Here is a 17063-nt window from a genome sequence, read left to right on the forward strand (position 1 = left end):
CGATTCATCAAAGCTGACTTGTAGCCCTCTAGCTTAACCGTTCCCGTTTTATAGGGCGCATCTTATCAGAGGGCGATGAGCGGAAATAACGATTTCCTTAGCGCAGAGCATAGCATTCGGAAGAGCACCAAGGCGGGCCGGGGATTCAGGACGACTGCCACGACTGATCGGTAGCTTGGCGTCCATGATATGTCCACTGCGGTTGAACGTTGGTTTTATTCTTCTGGGCCGTGCATCGAAAAGGCTACCAAAGGTGTTTGAGAGTTGCCGAGGGAAATGTCGCTATTGCGAAAGGGGGGGGCGAGTAAAAAATGGCCCGCCCGAGAGGATTCGAACCTCTGACCTCTGCCTCCGGAGGGCAGCGCTCTATCCAGCTGAGCTACGGGCGGAACGAACGTTGACGGCAGTGCGTCAATTTCGAGTGCGCAATCTTACGTGCGAAGCTCCCGTCTGTCCAGCCCTTCCCGCCGATCCGTCGTTTCCATCCGTTACGGTTGGTCGACAGCAAAATCCGGAGTCTGAGTAAAAGATGTTTCCTGTTTATGACGATTTCGAAACGGCGTGAATTATGTAGAGTCGGGCGTCAGTCCTTTATATCAATTCTGCATAGTATCTTGAGCTTCTAATTCCTTTTGAATTAAAAATCCCCTCGAAAGTCAAAAATCTGCCGCAATCACGCCGCGTGTTTCTGGCCTGCTTTCACAGTTCATTCCTCTCAAAACATAAGTTTGCACCCCTCTGTGTATCCGTTAGGGCCACAGCAACATCGAATACATGTCAGCGTCGGAAACTCAAAAAAATTATCCTTTTGTAACAGGAGTTTAAGGTTTTGTTTCTGTACGTTTTTGCACTGTAACGCTGCGGTTACACCCGACTTCAAGCGTGGTTCGGGTGATCTCGGAGCGGGTTCGGATTTCCGGGAATTCCCTGAGATAGCCGATTCCAGCGATGTGCTTTTCCAGGCAACACGTTGGAAATGGCGAACCAAAACAGGCGATCGAGCCTGAAAGCGACGGAAACCAGACGGTGGTCCGGTAAACACGTCAAATACATGAATCGTTGGTGTAACGGAAAGAGGACAACTGGGATGAGAGTAAGCATATTTGGATTGGGTTACGTTGGCGCTGTGTGTACAGCCAGCCTGGCGCGTCGCGGCCATGAGGTGATCGGGGTGGATGTTTCTCCCGTGAAGATTGACCTGATTAACAGCGGTCGCTCCCCGATCGTTGAGCCGGGCCTGGAGGAACTGCTGGGTGAAGGCGTTCGCAGTCGCCGTATTCGTGGCGTCACGGACGGTTTCGACGCCGTTCAGAACTCCGACCTTTCCATGATTTGTGTCGGTACACCCAGCAAGCCCAATGGCGATCTCGACCTGACCTTCGTTGAGAAGGTAGCTGGCGACATCGGCCTGGCGCTGAAGCACAAGGCCGACTGGCACCTGGTTGTGGTGCGCAGCACCGTCCTTCCAGGTACGGTGCGTGACCTGGTTGTCCCGATTCTGGAGGAAGTGTCCGGGAAGAAAGCAGGAGAAGGTTTCGGTGTCTGTGTGAACCCGGAATTCCTGCGCGAAAGCACGGCGATCAAAGACTACGATCAGCCGCCCATGACGGTCATCGGCGAACTGGACGAGCGTTCCGGTGACTTGCTGGCGGAACTCTATTCAGACTTGGATGCACCCTTGATCCGAAAGCCCATCGAAGTGGCGGAAATGATCAAGTACACCTGCAATGTCTGGCACGCCACCAAGGTCAGCTTTGCCAATGAGATCGGCAACATCGCCAAATCCATGGGCGTCGATGGCCGGGACGTCATGGACGTGATGTGCGTGGACAACAAGCTGAACATCTCCCGCTACTACATGCGCCCGGGCTTTGCCTTTGGCGGCTCGTGCCTGCCCAAGGACGTTCGGGCACTGACATACCGCGCTAACCAGATGGATGTTCGCAATCCGTTGCTCAGTTCCATCATGAGCAGCAACGACGAGCAGGTAACCCATGCGTTCAATATCGTGACCGGCTACGGCCGTCGCAAGATCAGCATGCTGGGCCTGAGCTTCAAATCCAACACCGATGACCTGCGCGAAAGTCCGCTGGTGGAGTTGGCCGAGATGCTGATTGGCAAAGGCTACGACCTCAAGATCTTCGATCGCAACGTGGATTACGCCCGCACCCATGGCGCGAACCGCGAGTACATCAACCAGAAAATCCCCCATCTCTCCAACCTCATGGACAGTGACCTCCGCGGCGTGGTGGAGCACGGCGATGTTGTCGTCGTGGGCAACAACGATGAGCTGTTCGAAACCATCATCGCGGACGTGCCCGAGGGCAAGCGCGTGGTGGACCTGGTGGGCTTCATGAAGACCACCACCAATGACGTGCTCGAAGGCATCTGCTGGTAAAGGCACGCTCCGGCCCCGCATCGGCGGGGTCGGGGAACCGGTTCGAATGGGATGTATGCAGGTATCTGGAGAGCATGAGCATGTCGTGGATGACGGATAACGCCCTGTCGCGGGCAGCAGGCTGGCTGTTTTACCTGGCCATTCTTGGTGCCCTTGCGGTCTCGCTGCCGCGGGAGTTCATCGTGCCGGGCGGGGCGCACTTTATTCTGTTGGTGGGTGGCATCGGCCTCTGGCGCTATTCGGTGGGCATCATCCATTTTGTCCGGGGCATGTACTTTCTGCACGTTGCCTACCCCCGAATCCGGGCCCAGGCCCGGAAGCTGGGCGATGACGCCGCGCCTTCCCACGTTTATCTCATGGTGACCAGTTTCCGGATTGACGCGGAGACGACGGCCAAGGTGTACACCTCCATCATTCAGGAGGCGATCGATTGCGGCTGGCCGACCACGGTTGTGGCGTCCATCGTCGAACTGTCAGACGAGATGTTGATGCGGGCGCTTTGGCGTCGTCTGGATCCTCCGGAGCGGGTGAAGCTAAGGCTGGTCCGGATTCCCGGCACCGGTAAACGCGACGGCCTGGCCTACGGGTTTCGGGCCATTTCCCGGGAGGTGCCGGATGACAACGCGGTCGCGGCAGTGGTCGATGGCGACACGGTTCTGAACCCGGGCGTTGTGCGGGCCACGGCGCCCTACTTCCGCCTGATGCCGAATGTCGGCGCGCTGACCACCAATGAGTTCTGCGAGGTGCATGGCAGTTACCTGATGTCGGAGTGGCACAAGCTCCGCTTTGCCCAGCGCCACATCAACATGTGCTCCATGGGGCTGGCTCGCCGGGTGCTGACGCTCACCGGCCGGATGTCGGTGTTTCGCGCCAGCGTGATCACCCGCCCGGAGTTCATTGGCGATGTCGAATACGACTCCCTGAAACACTGGCGCCTGGGCCGTTTCCGGTTCCTGACCGGCGATGACAAGTCCAGCTGGTTCAGCATGATGCGTCTGGGCTACGACACCTTTTACGTGCCCGATGCATCCATTCACACCGTGGAGCATCCACCCGATCCGAACTTTATCCGGTCGGCCCGACAGCTGATGTTCCGGTGGTACGGCAACAATCTCCGCCAGAACAGCCGGGCCACCAAGCTGGGGCCCCGTCGCCTCGGGTGGTTCACCTGGTACGTGCTCTGGGACCAACGCATCTCCATGTGGACCAGCATCCTGGGCCTGACCGCAGCCATCGTCGCCTCGCTGAAGTATTCGGGCGTGATTCTGGTGGCCTACCTCCTGTGGATTGGTCTGACCCGTCTGGTGCTGAGTGCATTGCTGATGGCGACCGGCCATCCGGTGGGGCCGGCCTACCCGGTCATCCTCTACTTCAACCAGATCTTCGGGTCCCTGATGAAGATCTACGTGTTCTTCCGGCTCGACCGGCAATCGTGGACGCGCCAGAAAACCAGTTTCAGCACCGATTCGGCATCGTTCCAGCAACGCCTGAACCGCTGGTCGTCGCGGGTGATGACCTTCTCAGCCGCCAGTGTCTTTCTGGCGACCGTGATGTTCATCGTCTGAGTCGTCATTTATCAGGGCAGAACGTTTTACAGAGAACTCACACAAGTAAGGGTTAAGCAATGAATACGGCAGCGATAGCACCGCAGTTTGTCCATGAATCCGAAGCCCAGCGACAGTATGCCCGGGTCCGAATGCCGGCCAAGCTGTTCGTCAAGCTCGATGGCACCATGATGAAGTTTCCGGTAGCGGATGTGTCTGCCGGCGGCGTCAGCATCCATCTCGGCAATGAATCGCTGCGACAGGGTCACGTGTACAACGGGCGACTGGTTTTCAAGATCGACGGTTTCGACTTCGCGGTCGATGTCGATTTCGTGCCCAGGAACATGGGTGGGCAGGGCGACCGTTGCGGCTGCGAATTCCAGGATCTGGGCGCCAACGAGGTGTCTGTTCTGCGCTACCTGATCACCTCATTTCTCAGCGGTGAGCTGGTGTCTGCCGGGGATGTGCTCAATACCCTCTCCCGGGAGAACTTCACCAAGTCCCGCAAGGGCAAAGCCAATCAGGCGCTGGGTTTCTTTGCCAGTGCCAGGGCCATGATTGTCAGCCTGGTGGCGATGGGGATCGGCCTCATCGCGGTGGCCTTCGTGGGCTACCAGCTGTGGCAGATTTATTTCGTAACCACCGCAGAATCCGCCATGGTGGCGTCGGAAAACATCCCGGTTCGGGTGCCCAAGGATGCGAAGGTCACCACGCTGGTGGAAGCCGGGGAGCAGGTGGAGGCCGGCCAGGCCATCGCCACGTTTGACGCCCCCATGCTGTCCTATGTCAACGAGCTGGTGGGCAATGGCAACTACACGGTTGAGCAGATTGAGGAACTCCTGGGCCAGAGCGTCCGGGGCACCCTGACCAGTCCCTGCGACTGCAAGGTGCTGAACCTGCTGCCGGCGGAAGACCAGTACATGAGCAAAGGCGAGAAACTGGCCGTGGTCGCCCCGACCGATGCCTCCGCCCACGTGATTGCCCGCTTCAACTTCGCCGACGGCGAGGAGCTCGAGGAAGGGCAGTCGGTCACCCTGCGACTGCCCGGCGGTGACACCCAGCCCGGCCGAATCGAGTCGCTCTTTGTGGATTCGGAAACACCCAACCAGCCGGGCAACGCAATCAACGCCCTGATTCAGGCTGAAAAGCCGTTGCCGATGGAATCGGTCGGTCGGCCCATCGGCGTCACCGTCGATGTTTTCCAGCTGGCGGCTGTTGAAGGCCTGGTCGACCGCGTGTCAGGAAATTGAGCGGAGCTGGCGTGATGTCTCGGAAAGCAGGCGTAATCAGCGTTCTCATGATCGGTCTTGCCGGCTGCAGCGGCGTGCCAGACATCGAGCGCGCTGAACGGGAAGCCGCGGCCGGCAACATTGAAGCCGCGCGGGCCCAACTGGAAGAACTGGCACGCTTCGGTATCGCCGATGCCCAGGTGGAATTGGGCGATCTGTACGCGGAGAAGGATTCCGATGTGGCCCTGAAGAAGGCGTTGCATTGGTACGGCGAAGCGTCTGAGCAAGGCAGTGATCGCGCCTGGGTAAGACTGGGGAAATTGCTGGCGCGGGAAGGTGGAACCCCGGCACAGCGGGCCCGGGGTGAACAGTACCTGAAGAAGGCGTTTGCCGAAGGCGACGACAGTGCCCTGATGCCTCTGGTGGAGCTGTACCTCGAATATCCCAAGGAGTTTCCCGGCGCACAGCCGCGCAAGTGGATTGAGCGGGCCCGCGCGGCGGGTGACCCGGCGGGTGACCTGGCGCTGGCCCGGTATTACCTGATGGCGGGGCAGGCGGATGCCCGAGGTGGCGAGATCGCTTCCCTCTGCGAGCCGATTGTGGAAGCCCAGCCCGAGTGTCTGATGATTCTGGGCCAGGTTTACCTCAGCCAGAACCGGACTGACGCCTTTGAGGCGCTGGTTGACCGGGCCCGGTCAGCCTGGGAAGCGGGCCGGATCACCGATCGTGATCTCTACCTTTTTGCCCGCTGGATGTCCGACGACGAGTCGCCGGCCAAACAGGTCACCCTCTCCAACGACCTCTACCAGTTGCTGATCCCGGGTTACGTGCCGGCGATGACCGGTCGAGCCCGGCTGATCATGGATAACACCTACCTGGCGGATTCGGAGGAGGTGATCAAGTTGCTGGAAGCCTCTAGGGCGGAAGGCGATCTGAAGGCGTCACTGGTGCTCGCCCGGATCTATGAGAGGGGCCGGATTGTGCCTCTGGACCCGGAAAAAGCGGTGAAGTATGCCGAGGAAGCCCGGGAAAAGTACGCATCGGCGGATTACCTGCTGGGTCGCATCTACAAGCGGGGGTACCTCGGTGAATCGGATCCTCATAAGGCCCGGGATTACCTGCTCCGGGCCGCCCGGCGCGGGTTCCCGAAAGCCGACTACCTGCTGGCCGAGATGTTCCTGGAAGGCAAAGGCATCAAGGTCGACAAAACCTACGCCTGGGCTTTTGCGCTGCTAGCGCTGGAAGGTGGCGTCCAGCGGGGTAAGGACCTGCTGCTCGAGATGGTACCCAATATGCCGAGGGTTCTGGAGAACGAAGCCGAGGCCATCGCCAATCGGGAATTGTCCGCCCGACGTCAGTTGATGCAGCGGGAAACCGCCGACGTCCGAACGAACACCACCCAAGGGGGGTAAGAACAGTATGGTTTTTTACGAAACAACAGGTTTGCGGCCACTGCTGATGGCCGTTGGTTGTCTGGCGGCACTGCCGGCGGTGGCCCAGGACGAGTCCTACCCGCACCTGCTGGATTTTTCGACCAGCACCAAGGCCAGTGCGATCAGCGAAGGCGACCGTCGTCTCGGACTGACGGACCGCAGTACCGAGTCCAACGAAGTTGGCCTCGACATCAAACCGGAGTGGGTGTGGCAACTGTCACCGCACTGGCGTTCGAAACTCAGGCTCCAGGCCTTTGCCGCCACCGGTCAGGTGGATGTCAGTGATGAGATCGGCGGCACCGAAACCGACGGCTTCTTCGCCTTGCGCGAGGCCTGGCTCGACTACAACGGCTTGACCGCCTACCCGGGCGAATCGATCCGTTTCGGTCGGGAACGCCTGAAAGAGGGCACCGGTACCTGGTGGGACGACGACATCACCCTGGTGCGCTGGATCTTCGACACCACCCTGCTCGATACCACAGTGGGGATTGCCGACAAGATGTCCGAGGCCCGCACCGATGTCAACGAGTTGCCCAAGGAAGAGCAGGACATTGCCCGGTTCTTTGCTTCCACCCGGTGGCAGTGGCGGAAAGATCATTACCTCACTTTCCTGACCACCCATGCCGAACGCTATGGCAATCGCGATGAACTCGCACCGGATTCGGAGAGCGGAACGCCAGAGCGGGTTCCCGAGTCGCTGACCTGGGTGGGCGTTCGGGCTGATCAGGGGTATTTCGATTGGCATTCCCGCAGCCCGGTTCAGTACCTGGCGTCGTTTGGCGCGGTCGCCGGCACGGACGCCGTGCTCACTGAGGATCCGGGTGCAACGAACGGCTTTACGCGGGAGGAACGTGACGTTTCCGGCTGGGCCGCGGACCTCGGTTTGCGGGCCCAGTTGGTGGAAAGTCCCCGGTGGGTTGTCGGTGTGCACGGGGCCATGGCCTCGGGCGGGGAGAAACCCGGGGAGTCGGACGCCTTCCGCCAGACCCAGATGGAAAGCAACCGGTCGCGCTTCACCGGTACCCGGTCCCAGGTGGCCCGTTTTGGCGAGGCCATCCAGCCGGAGTGGAGCAACCTCAAGGTCGCCACCGTCTACACCGCGCTGACCGACCGGGACTGGTGGGCCGCCAACCTGCTGTACCACAAGTACTGGCTGAGCGATGTCTCGGGAACCGTGAACTCCGATCTGGTGGAGCCCGGATTTACCGGGACCAGTGACGATCTCGGCGAATCCATCGACATGGTGCTTGGCTACTACGGCTCCCGGGATACCGGAACCTGGTCCGACATTGATGCCCGGATTCGGGCCGGCGTGTTCTTTCCCGGTGACGCCTACGGCGACGACGCCGATTCGGCCCGGCACCGCGTTGTCCTCGACGTGACCAAGCGTTTCTAGGAGCAGCCATGAAACACCATTGGGTCCTGACAGTAATAACGGCCGCCCTGACTGCGGTGTTGCCGTTGGCCGCGGACGCCCGCGCGGCGGAGGAACTCAAGCCTTCGGAGCCGGCGCCCATGTTTGAGGTCGAGGATTACGGCATCGAGATGACCTCCGGTGAAGCGATCGACCGACCGGAGCCGGAGCTGCCGGATGCCTCGCAATACAATCGCGAGGCGGTGGAAAAGCGCCTGTCCGAACGAGCGGATGAGCGGCCGGATGTGAGCGTTGAACGGATTGCCGGTGTCAGCGCCCTCGGGGATTTCGTGGACGAGGGACGGGCCCGCGAGTGGGTCATTCGCCAGTACTCCCACCCCCAGGCCATCCTCGTCAACAGTGGCAAGGCCACCCTGGAGGATGTGTACCGCCAGGTCGATGATCGGCGCTACATGGAACGCAACGACGATGGCTCCTACATCATCCGGCTGCCGCTGGTGGTCCGCCCTGGCGCGACTCTGGAGATCCGTGGCGAAACCCTGCGGTTGTCCGAGGAACGGGGCGCCTTCATCGCCAATGACAGCTGGCTGTTCGTGATTGACAGCACCATCATCGGTTGGCGGGAAAAGGCAGAGGGCCCGGCGACCTACCAGAAAAAGTCCAATTTCCGGCCCTTCTTTGTCGGCTGGGGTGGCAGCGAGACGTTTGTGCTCGGCTCCGAGTTTGCCCATCTGGGCTACAACCAGAGTAAGTCCTACGGCTTCTCCATTGCCCAGTACTCCAAGTACGACAATTCCAAGCTGCAGCGCTCGGCGCCGCATGCGTGGCTGATTGAGTCCACGTTCCGGGATATCTACTACGGCTTCTATTGTTACGAGGCCGAGGACGTCGCCATCGTCAACAACACCTATCGGGACAACATCGTCTATGGCATCGACCCACACGATTACTCCAGCAACCTGCTGATTGCTGGCAACCATGTCTTCGACACGATTGAGAAACACGGGATCATCATTTCGCGTGAGGTCAACGACAGCTGGATTATCAACAACCGCAGCCATGACAATGGCCTGTCCGGCATCGTTCTGGATCGCCAGAGCAGCAATAACGTGGTGGCCCACAACGTGGTGCACGACAACCAGGGCGATGGCATCGGGTTGTACGAATCCCCGGACAATCTGCTGTGGGGCAATCGCCTCATCAACAACCTTCGCAACGGTATCCGGGTGCGCAACAGCACCAATGTCGGGGTGTTCCACAACATCGCGGCACTGAACGGCACCTTCGGGGTTCTGGGTCAGATCAAGGATTTGTCCGCCACCGATCGTAACTTTGTCGAGGACTTTTACCACCAGGCGGTCTCCCTGACGGTGGTTGGCGGCAAGCTGGCCTCCAACGCCAGTGGTCCCTTGTCCACGGACAACCCCCAGTACATCGAACTCTATAACGTCGACATGCGCTTCCCACGCTCGGACGTCGGAATTCACTTCGATGGCGTCCTCGGTGCCTATCAGACCGAAATCTTCGATGCCCTGTTGAACAACCATCGTGCGGTGCGACTGACGCCCGTCGGAGACTGACCATGGTTTTTTCATCCAACATCTTTCTGTTTCTGTTTCTGCCGGCGTTTCTCGGGCTTTACTACCTGACGCCGTTCCGCCACCGCTCACTGGTCATCCTGCTGGGCAGCTATGCCTTCTACGCCTGGTGGCGGGTGGATTTCCTGCTGCTGTTCGTGGCGATTACCTTCTGGAACTACCTGATCGGACTGGGTATCCATCGGGCCGGCATCGGGACCGCGCGGGCCCGTAAATGGGTCGGCGTCGGGGTCGCGGGCGACCTTGCCACGTTGGGCTACTTCAAGTACGCCAACTTCGGGGTGGGCAGCCTGAATGAGATATTCCTGTCGCTGGGCTACCAGCCGCTGGAGCTGGCGCACATCATTTTGCCGATCGGCATTTCGTTCTACATCTTCCAGGCCATTTCGTATGTGGTGGATGTGTACCGGGGCGATACCGAACCGACCCGGCGATTCGTGGATTTCGCGGCATTCATTGCGCTCTTCCCCCAACTGATCGCCGGGCCGGTGCTCCGTTACAAGGATCTGGCGGACCAGTTCACCTACCGGACCCACACCCTCGAGAAATTCGGAGAGGGGGCGACTCGTTTCATGCAGGGGTTCGTCAAGAAGGTGTTCATCGCGGATTCCATCGCGCCCCTGGCCGATGGTGCCTTTGCGCTCTCCGATCCTTCCACGGCGGACGCCTGGCTGGGGATCCTGGCGTACACCGCGCAGCTTTACTTTGACTTCTCGGGGTACTCGGACATGGCCATCGGCCTCGGGCTGATGATGGGGTTCCGGTTTCCCGAGAACTTCAACCAGCCCTACATCAGCCAGAGCATTACCGAATTCTGGCGGCGCTGGCACATCAGCCTGTCGAGCTGGCTGCGTGATTATCTTTACATCCCGCTGGGCGGCAATCGCAAGGGCGTGTTCGGAACCTACCGGAACCTGGTACTGACCATGTTGCTCGGCGGCCTCTGGCACGGCGCCAACTGGACGTTCCTGCTGTGGGGCGCCTGGCACGGTGGGGTGCTGGCGATCGAGCGTGCGCTGGGCGTTGACGCCAGTCCCCGAACGTTCCGGGTCAGCCGCTGGGCGATGACGTTCCTGTTCGTCATGTTGGGCTGGGTGACGTTCCGGGCCGCGAGCATCGGCGATGCCTTCAGCTTCTATGGAGCAATGTTCAGTTTCGACGGCTTCAGCCTGAGTGCGGTCTACCTGCAGGACATCCGCGGCCTGAACCTGGCGATCCTGGCACTGGCGTATCTGGTGGTGCTGGTGATGGGGCTCAGGGAACGGCTGCCCTGGACGCTTGCCCCGGCCTTTGTTGGTCGGATGCGGGCGGCCTTGCCGACCTTGCTCGTGCCGGTCTTCCTGCTGGCGGTGCTCAAGCTGTCGGCGGAAAGCTTCTCACCGTTTCTTTACTTCCAGTTCTGAGGAGGCCTTATGACCGCGACATCGAGAAAAATGACGGCCTGTCTGTTCATCGTGATCGTCCTTGGACTGGGCGTCCTCTCGCTCCGTTCATTCGGCGACTACGGGCTACAGGATGGGCTGGACCCGGTGAACGGAGAATTGGCGCGTGATGTGGAGAGTCACTACGACGACGGATTCCCGGTGCGGGATCTGGGCACCAACCTGTGGGCAGCCATCAACTACACCCTGTTCAAGGAAGGTCGTCCCGGTGTGACCGTCGGGGAGCAGGGTTGGCTGTTCACCGACGAGGAAATCTACCCGGGATCGGAGAGTGCCGTCGTGGTGGAGACCAACCTCTCACGGGTCGTGGCCGTGGCTGATTATCTGCGAGCCGAAGACATCCCCGTGGCCGTACTGGTCGTGCCCGCCAAGGCGCGCGTCTACGCCGGGCAATTGGGGGATCAGGAGCCGGTTCCGCTCATGAAATCGCTGTACGGCCGGTTCCTCGATCGTATGGCGGCCGAACGGATCCTGGCGCCGGACCTGATGCCGGACCTGGCTGAGGCCCGGGACCGGGGCAATCAGGTGTTTCTGCGCACCGACACACACTGGACGCCCGAGGGCGCCGATGTGTTTGCCCGCAACGCCGCGGGTGAGATCAAGGCGTCTTTCGACGGGCAATCCTGGGGCGACACCCAGTTTGTCACGGCGCTCGGTGAAACCCGAACCCACGAAGGCGATCTGCTCACGTACCTGCCTCTGGAACCGCTGTTTCCATCCCTGGGGCCGGAACCGGACAGGCTCACCGAGCGATCAACGGCCGTTGAAGACGCAGGCGACACCTCGGCCCAGAGCCTGTTCGCCGAAACTTCGGCAGACATCGTTCTGGTTGGCACCAGCTACAGCGCAAACCCACTCTGGGATTTTCCCGGTGCGCTCAAGCGCCACCTTGGCCGGGACCTGATCAATGTCTCGGACGAGGGGCACGGCCCCTTCCGTCCAATGACCGACTATCTCAAGTCCGACGAGTTCCAGGATAACCCTCCGGAACTCGTGGTCTGGGAATTTCCCGAGCGGTACCTCGCCCAGCCTGTGACATCGGAGGGCACGCTGGCGTGGTTCGACCGTCGGGAAAACCTGTTGGCCCAGTCGAGTGAGCAGGGCCACCAAACAATCCATTGAGGAGAAATACCATGCAATTAACCATCAAAGCTGTGTTTGCTGTTCTGCTCAGTTTACTTATGCCTCTGGCCGCGCAGGCGGGGGAAGACGCACTCTACGCCGCTGAAGCACCGGATGGCGCAGCCTTCATCCGGGTTGTGAATGCCGATGTCAGCGGAAGTATTCCCCTGGCCGAGATCGGTGGTAAGGCCATCAAGGATATCGCTCCGATGGACGCGAGCCCCTACATCTATTTGCCCGGTGGCACCTATGAACTGAGTGTCGGGCAGCAGGCTGCACCGATCACCATGGAAAAGAACCGCTTCTATACGGCGGTCGTGCTCGACTCCGGCGAGCTCGAGATTCTGCCCGACAAAACCTTCAAGAACCCCAGAAAGGCTCTGGTCTCCTTCTACAACCTGACTGGCGACGGCGGCATCAGCCTGAAAACGGCTGACGGCAAGGTGGCCGTGATCGACCCACTGGACCCGATCAGTGTTGGCAACCGGGAAATCAACGCCGTCAAGATCTCGCTGGGTGCTTTCTCCGGTGGTGAGGCCGTTGCCCAGACACCGCCAGTTAACCTGCAGCGCGGCAAGGTTTTCAGCTTCTTCGTGATTGATGCCGGCGGAAGCCCGCGTCTGCTGGTCGCTGAAAACCGTGTGGACACTTCGGTTTGAGGGAGACGGAGGCAATGGCACGGTTCAGTGCGGTCATGCACCGCTGGGTTCGGCACGCGCGCGTGACGGCGGTGTTCGTTGGCAGTATCGGCACCGCATCGGTCGCGGCGGCGGAGCTGCCGCAGTACGACGTGAATTCGCAGATCAGGTTGTGTCCCATGGCGTCCCAGTCGTTCGCCTACGACACCAGCTATCTGAAGAATTTCAACATACTGGTTCAGGGTCAGGATGACTGGCTGTTTCGCTCCGAGGCGGAGCTGCCGGAACAGTACGGACCAACTCTGGAAGGGTTGCGGCACCTTGAGCGCTTCGCCCGTTACCTGAAACGGACCGCAGGAACCAAGCTGGTTCTGGTGTTCCAGCCCACCAAGGGGCTGGTGCACCCGAACAAACTGCCAGAGCACTCGTCCGTGAAGTTTTCCTGGCCCTACGCCCGGAGCAATTACCTGGACGCGCTTGCAAAGTTCCGCCAGGCGGGGTTGGTGGTCCCGGACCTCGGGCCCTTGCTGGATGAACCGGAACAGGAGAAAGCCTACTACTTCAAACGCGATCACCACTGGACGCCTTATGGGGCCCGACGGACGGCGCGCATTGTGGCTGACCGCATTCGCCAGATGCCGGCCTATCAGTCGTTGTCCCAAAAGACCTTCGAGACCCGCCGCACCGGCCTGATTCGCAAGGATGGTTCGCTGCAGGATGCGGCGGAGCGGATCTGTGGGCAGGCCTGGCCGGCCCAATATGTGGATGAGTTTCGCACTGAGGTATCCGGCGATGCATCGAGTGGCGAAGCCAGCGCACTGTTTGGCGAAGAAAGCCTGCCCCCGATCACGCTGGTCGGCACCAGTAACAGTAAAGGCGCGCAGGATTACAACTTTGTCGGTTCGCTGCAGGAATTCCTCGGCGTGGAGATCCTGAACGTGGCCGTTGCCGGGGGCAGCTACGATGGCTCGATGTTTGAGTACCTGATGTCGGACAGTTTTCGCCAGTCGCCTCCCGAAATCATCATCTGGGAGATCCCGGCCTACCACACGCTGGACAGTGCGGAATTCTATCGGCAGATCGTGCCGATGGTGAGCGACGGATGTCAGGGCCAGCAGCCGGTCTTGCAGAACACGACGCCGGTGAAGGCCGGCACCAATGAAGTGCTTTACAACGGTGGCGGCCAGTTCCTCGAGCTGCCCAGTGATGAGTACCTGGTGGACATTCAGTTCAGCGACCCCGGCGTCAAGGAGGTGGATGCCTTCATCTGGTACGTCTTCGGTCGCAAGGATCGGGTGGACCTGGAGTACGGCGCCCGTGTCGAAACCACCGGACGGTTCATGTTCGAGCTGCCCGCCGGCGAAAGCTGGAACGACGAGCTTTTCATGTCGCTCGATCTGGAGCTCAAGCCGGAGCAGGTCAGCGACGGATTAACGGTGACGACCAAGGTCTGTCGTCGTCAGGACATATGAAGCAAACCCACCCGTAATTGGGAGTTGGTATGAGGATTGGACAAACAGACATGGCAGGCAACGCGGGACGTATCCTGATGTGCACGGCACTGGTCTCGACCCTCGGAATAACCTCGGTCCAGGCCGCGCAATGCTATGAGGACGGATTGCGCGCTCCGATTGGCTACTACCAGATACCGGAAGCGCGGGATGGCGGCTCCTACAACTGTGAGGTGATCGAGCCCTACCGGGGCGACATGAACTTCACCAGCAAGTACGAGGGCAGCGACAGCGCCCGCAATGAGCTCAATGAGGACGCCTATCAGGCTTACCTGGATGCCACCAAGACCATCCGGGGGTTTGAAAAAACAGTCATTGCCGGTGCCGATGACTATCAGGTGGATGGCGACGGCCCGGCTGCACGGGACTGTGTCCTGGAAAATCTTGACACCTGGGCCCAGGCGGATGCGCTTCTGCCCGAGGAGATCAACCACGTGGGCCAGGCGGTCCGCAAGTGGGCGCTTGCCGCCGCGGCCAACGCCTATCTTCGGGTCAAGCTGTCCTCCGCCGACTCAGCGCTGGATGCCGACCGGCTGAACCGCATTGAAGCGTGGTTCGACCAGGTCGCCAACGGGGTTCGCGGCTACTACACCGACCGTGAACCACGGAAGGTCAATAACCACGATTACTGGGCCGCCTGGGCGGTCATGGCCACCTCAGTGGCCACGGAAGATTGCGGCCACTGGAACTGGTCCATGAGCAAGTTCGAGGAGGCGATGGGTCAGATCAGCAGCGACGGCTACCTGCCCAAGGAACTCAGCCGCCAGGACCGGGCCCTGGAATACCTCAACTACGCCATGCAACCGCTCACCGCGATCGCCGTGTTCGCCGAGGTCAATGGTGTCTCGGTGCACGAGCAGTATGGCGATGGCTTCGCGACACTGGCCCAGAACGTGGTGACCGGGCTGGACGATTCCTCGGCCATCGAAGCCATCACCGGATACCCGCAGATCACGGATGGCCTGCACACGGCCTGGGGCCTTGCCTGGATGCGGCCCTGGACCGAAACCTGGGGCGATCTGCCGGGTATGAACGCGTTCATGACGTCGTACGGCCCGGTCAAGAATACCCGGTTGGGCGGCGACATCGAGTTTCTGTATCGGGTGGATCCGCGCTGGCCAACCGGCCGGGATCCCTTTCCGCCCGGCGAAATCCGCATTGATTTTTAACTGACCCAGAAAAGGATGGTCGTGCAGGCGCACGTCGGTCCCAGCCCCCGGACGTTTGTTTCCGGGGCATCAACCAAGCAAGTGAAGGAGCAGGATTATGATACCAGTCATACTGTCAGGCGGTTCCGGTTCGCGGCTCTGGCCGCTTTCCCGTCAGGCCTATCCGAAACAGTTTCTGCCGTTGCTTAATGAGGACAGCATGTTTCAGCAGACCCTGGCCAGACTTCCACAGGAAGACGTGGAAGCGCCGGTGGTGGTCGCCAATGATGAACACCGTTTTCTGGTGAAGGAACAACTGGATGCCATTGGCCAGAAGCCGCAGTCCATTTTGCTCGAACCCTTTGGCCGGAACACCGCGCCGGCTGTCGCCCTGGCGGCGATCCAGATTGCCCGGAAGGATCCCGCCAGCATCATGCTGGTGTTGCCCGCAGACCATGCGATCAGCCAGACCAAACCGTTCCATGAAGCCATAGCGAAGGGATTGAAGGTCGCCAAAGATGGTGCCCTGGTCCTGTTCGGCACCACGCCGGATCGCCCGGAAACCGGCTATGGCTATATTTCCGCCGCCGGTCGCGAGGATGATCCCAGTGGTCCAAGGCCGGTCCGGAAGTTTATCGAGAAACCGGACGAGGCCACGGCGCGTCGGTTGCTGGACGAGGGTGGCTATTTCTGGAACAGCGGTATGTTCATGTTCCGGGCCGATGCCTACCTGCGGGAGCTGAAACGGCACAGCCGGGATATCTACGACACGGCCTTGCTGGCTTCCCGGAGTCTGTCGGAAGACATGGGCTTCAGCCGGATTCCGCCGGAGATTTTCGAACACTGCCCGGACGATTCCATCGACTACGCGGTGATGGAAAAGACCACTCGCGCCACCCTGGTGCCACTGGATGCCGGCTGGAGCGATGTGGGTGCCTGGTCATCCATCTGGGACATCAGCGAAAAGGATGAACAGCAAAACGCCGTGTATGGCGATGCCTGCCTGGCAGACAGCTCCGGCTGCCTGATCCATGCCCCGGAAAAACTGGTGGCCATGGTGGGCGTGGACGATCTGGTGGTTGTTGATACCAAGGACGCCCTGATGATCGCCCCCCGCGACCGGGTCCAGGAGGTCAAGGGCGTGGTTCAGAAGCTGAAAGCGGAGGGGCGCCCGGAAACCCGCATCCACCGGGAGGTGTTCCGGCCCTGGGGCAGTTACGACAGCATCGACAACGGAAACCGCTTCCAGGTCAAACGCATCACGGTGAAGCCGGGGGAACGGTTGTCGCTGCAGAAGCATCATCACCGGGCCGAGCACTGGATCATCGTGCGCGGAACCGCCGAAGTCTCCCGGGACGACGAAACCTTCCTGCTGTCGGAAAACGAATCCACCTACATCCCGATTGGTTCGGTGCATCGGCTGTTCAATCCCGGAAAGATCCCGCTGGAATTGATCGAGGTCCAGTCCGGCGCCTACCTGGGCGAGGACGACATCGAGCGCCTGGATGACCGCTATGGCCGAACGGAACCTGCACAGGACATTCCGCAGTCGACTCAGGACACCGAGGAAGAAGAGGAAATCCCGGTGATGGAGACCCGGGTTGGATAAATGACGGGCCAATGGA

General features: G+C 60.3%; 12 protein-coding genes and 1 tRNA gene. 12 read left to right on the forward strand and 1 reads right to left on the reverse strand.

Annotated elements, in window-relative coordinates:
* Positions 1–312 precede the first annotated feature (312 nt).
* Positions 313–389: transfer RNA gene (locus tag KXD86_RS13495), tRNA-Arg, on the reverse strand.
* Positions 390–1087: 698 nt separating this feature from the next.
* On the opposite strand from KXD86_RS13495, the gene KXD86_RS13500 reads away from it, so the two are divergent.
* From KXD86_RS13500 to KXD86_RS13555, 12 genes are all read left to right on the forward strand, one after another.
* Positions 1088–2398 carry a nucleotide sugar dehydrogenase gene (locus tag KXD86_RS13500; RefSeq protein WP_218636524.1) on the forward strand — a complete coding sequence of 437 codons (1311 nt, stop codon included), beginning with the start codon at positions 1088–1090 and terminating at the stop codon, positions 2396–2398.
* An 80-nt stretch (positions 2399–2478) separates the two neighbouring features.
* Positions 2479–3963 (forward strand): glycosyltransferase family 2 protein, encoded by a 1485-nt coding sequence (locus KXD86_RS13505; protein WP_218636525.1) that lies wholly within the window; start codon positions 2479–2481, stop codon positions 3961–3963.
* Between the two features lie 59 nt (positions 3964–4022).
* Positions 4023–5192 (forward strand): alginate biosynthesis protein Alg44, encoded by a 1170-nt coding sequence (locus KXD86_RS13510; RefSeq protein ID WP_218636526.1) that lies wholly within the window; start codon positions 4023–4025, stop codon positions 5190–5192.
* 14 nt (positions 5193–5206) lie between these two features.
* Positions 5207–6583 carry a tetratricopeptide repeat protein gene (locus KXD86_RS13515; RefSeq protein WP_218636527.1) on the forward strand — a complete coding sequence of 459 codons (1377 nt, stop codon included), beginning with the start codon at positions 5207–5209 and terminating at the stop codon, positions 6581–6583.
* A 7-nt stretch (positions 6584–6590) separates the two neighbouring features.
* Entirely contained in the window at positions 6591–8000 is a 1410-nt protein-coding gene (locus tag KXD86_RS13520) for an alginate export family protein (protein ID WP_218636528.1), read from the forward strand.
* An 8-nt stretch (positions 8001–8008) separates the two neighbouring features.
* Positions 8009–9559, forward strand: a complete 1551-nt coding sequence (locus tag KXD86_RS13525; protein WP_218636529.1) for a right-handed parallel beta-helix repeat-containing protein — start codon at positions 8009–8011, stop codon at positions 9557–9559.
* A 2-nt stretch (positions 9560–9561) separates the two neighbouring features.
* Positions 9562–10980 carry an MBOAT family O-acyltransferase gene (locus tag KXD86_RS13530; protein WP_218636530.1) on the forward strand — a complete coding sequence of 473 codons (1419 nt, stop codon included), beginning with the start codon at positions 9562–9564 and terminating at the stop codon, positions 10978–10980.
* Positions 10981–10989: 9 nt separating this feature from the next.
* Entirely contained in the window at positions 10990–12141 is a 1152-nt protein-coding gene (locus tag KXD86_RS13535) for an alginate O-acetyltransferase (RefSeq protein ID WP_218636531.1), read from the forward strand.
* 11 nt (positions 12142–12152) lie between these two features.
* Positions 12153–12800 carry an alginate O-acetyltransferase AlgF gene (locus KXD86_RS13540; protein ID WP_218636532.1) on the forward strand — a complete coding sequence of 216 codons (648 nt, stop codon included), beginning with the start codon at positions 12153–12155 and terminating at the stop codon, positions 12798–12800.
* 14 nt (positions 12801–12814) lie between these two features.
* Positions 12815–14251, forward strand: a complete 1437-nt coding sequence (locus tag KXD86_RS13545) for an alginate O-acetyltransferase AlgX-related protein (RefSeq protein WP_228739385.1) — start codon at positions 12815–12817, stop codon at positions 14249–14251.
* Between the two features lie 29 nt (positions 14252–14280).
* A complete protein-coding gene (locus KXD86_RS13550; protein ID WP_218636533.1) occupies positions 14281–15459 on the forward strand; it encodes an alginate lyase family protein in 1179 nt (392 codons plus the stop codon).
* A 97-nt stretch (positions 15460–15556) separates the two neighbouring features.
* Positions 15557–17047 carry a mannose-1-phosphate guanylyltransferase/mannose-6-phosphate isomerase gene (locus KXD86_RS13555; protein ID WP_218636534.1) on the forward strand — a complete coding sequence of 497 codons (1491 nt, stop codon included), beginning with the start codon at positions 15557–15559 and terminating at the stop codon, positions 17045–17047.
* The last annotated feature ends 16 nt before the right edge of the window (positions 17048–17063 follow it).

Source organism: Marinobacter arenosus, from assembly GCF_019264345.1.
Classification (GTDB): Bacteria; Pseudomonadota; Gammaproteobacteria; order Pseudomonadales; family Oleiphilaceae; genus Marinobacter; species Marinobacter arenosus.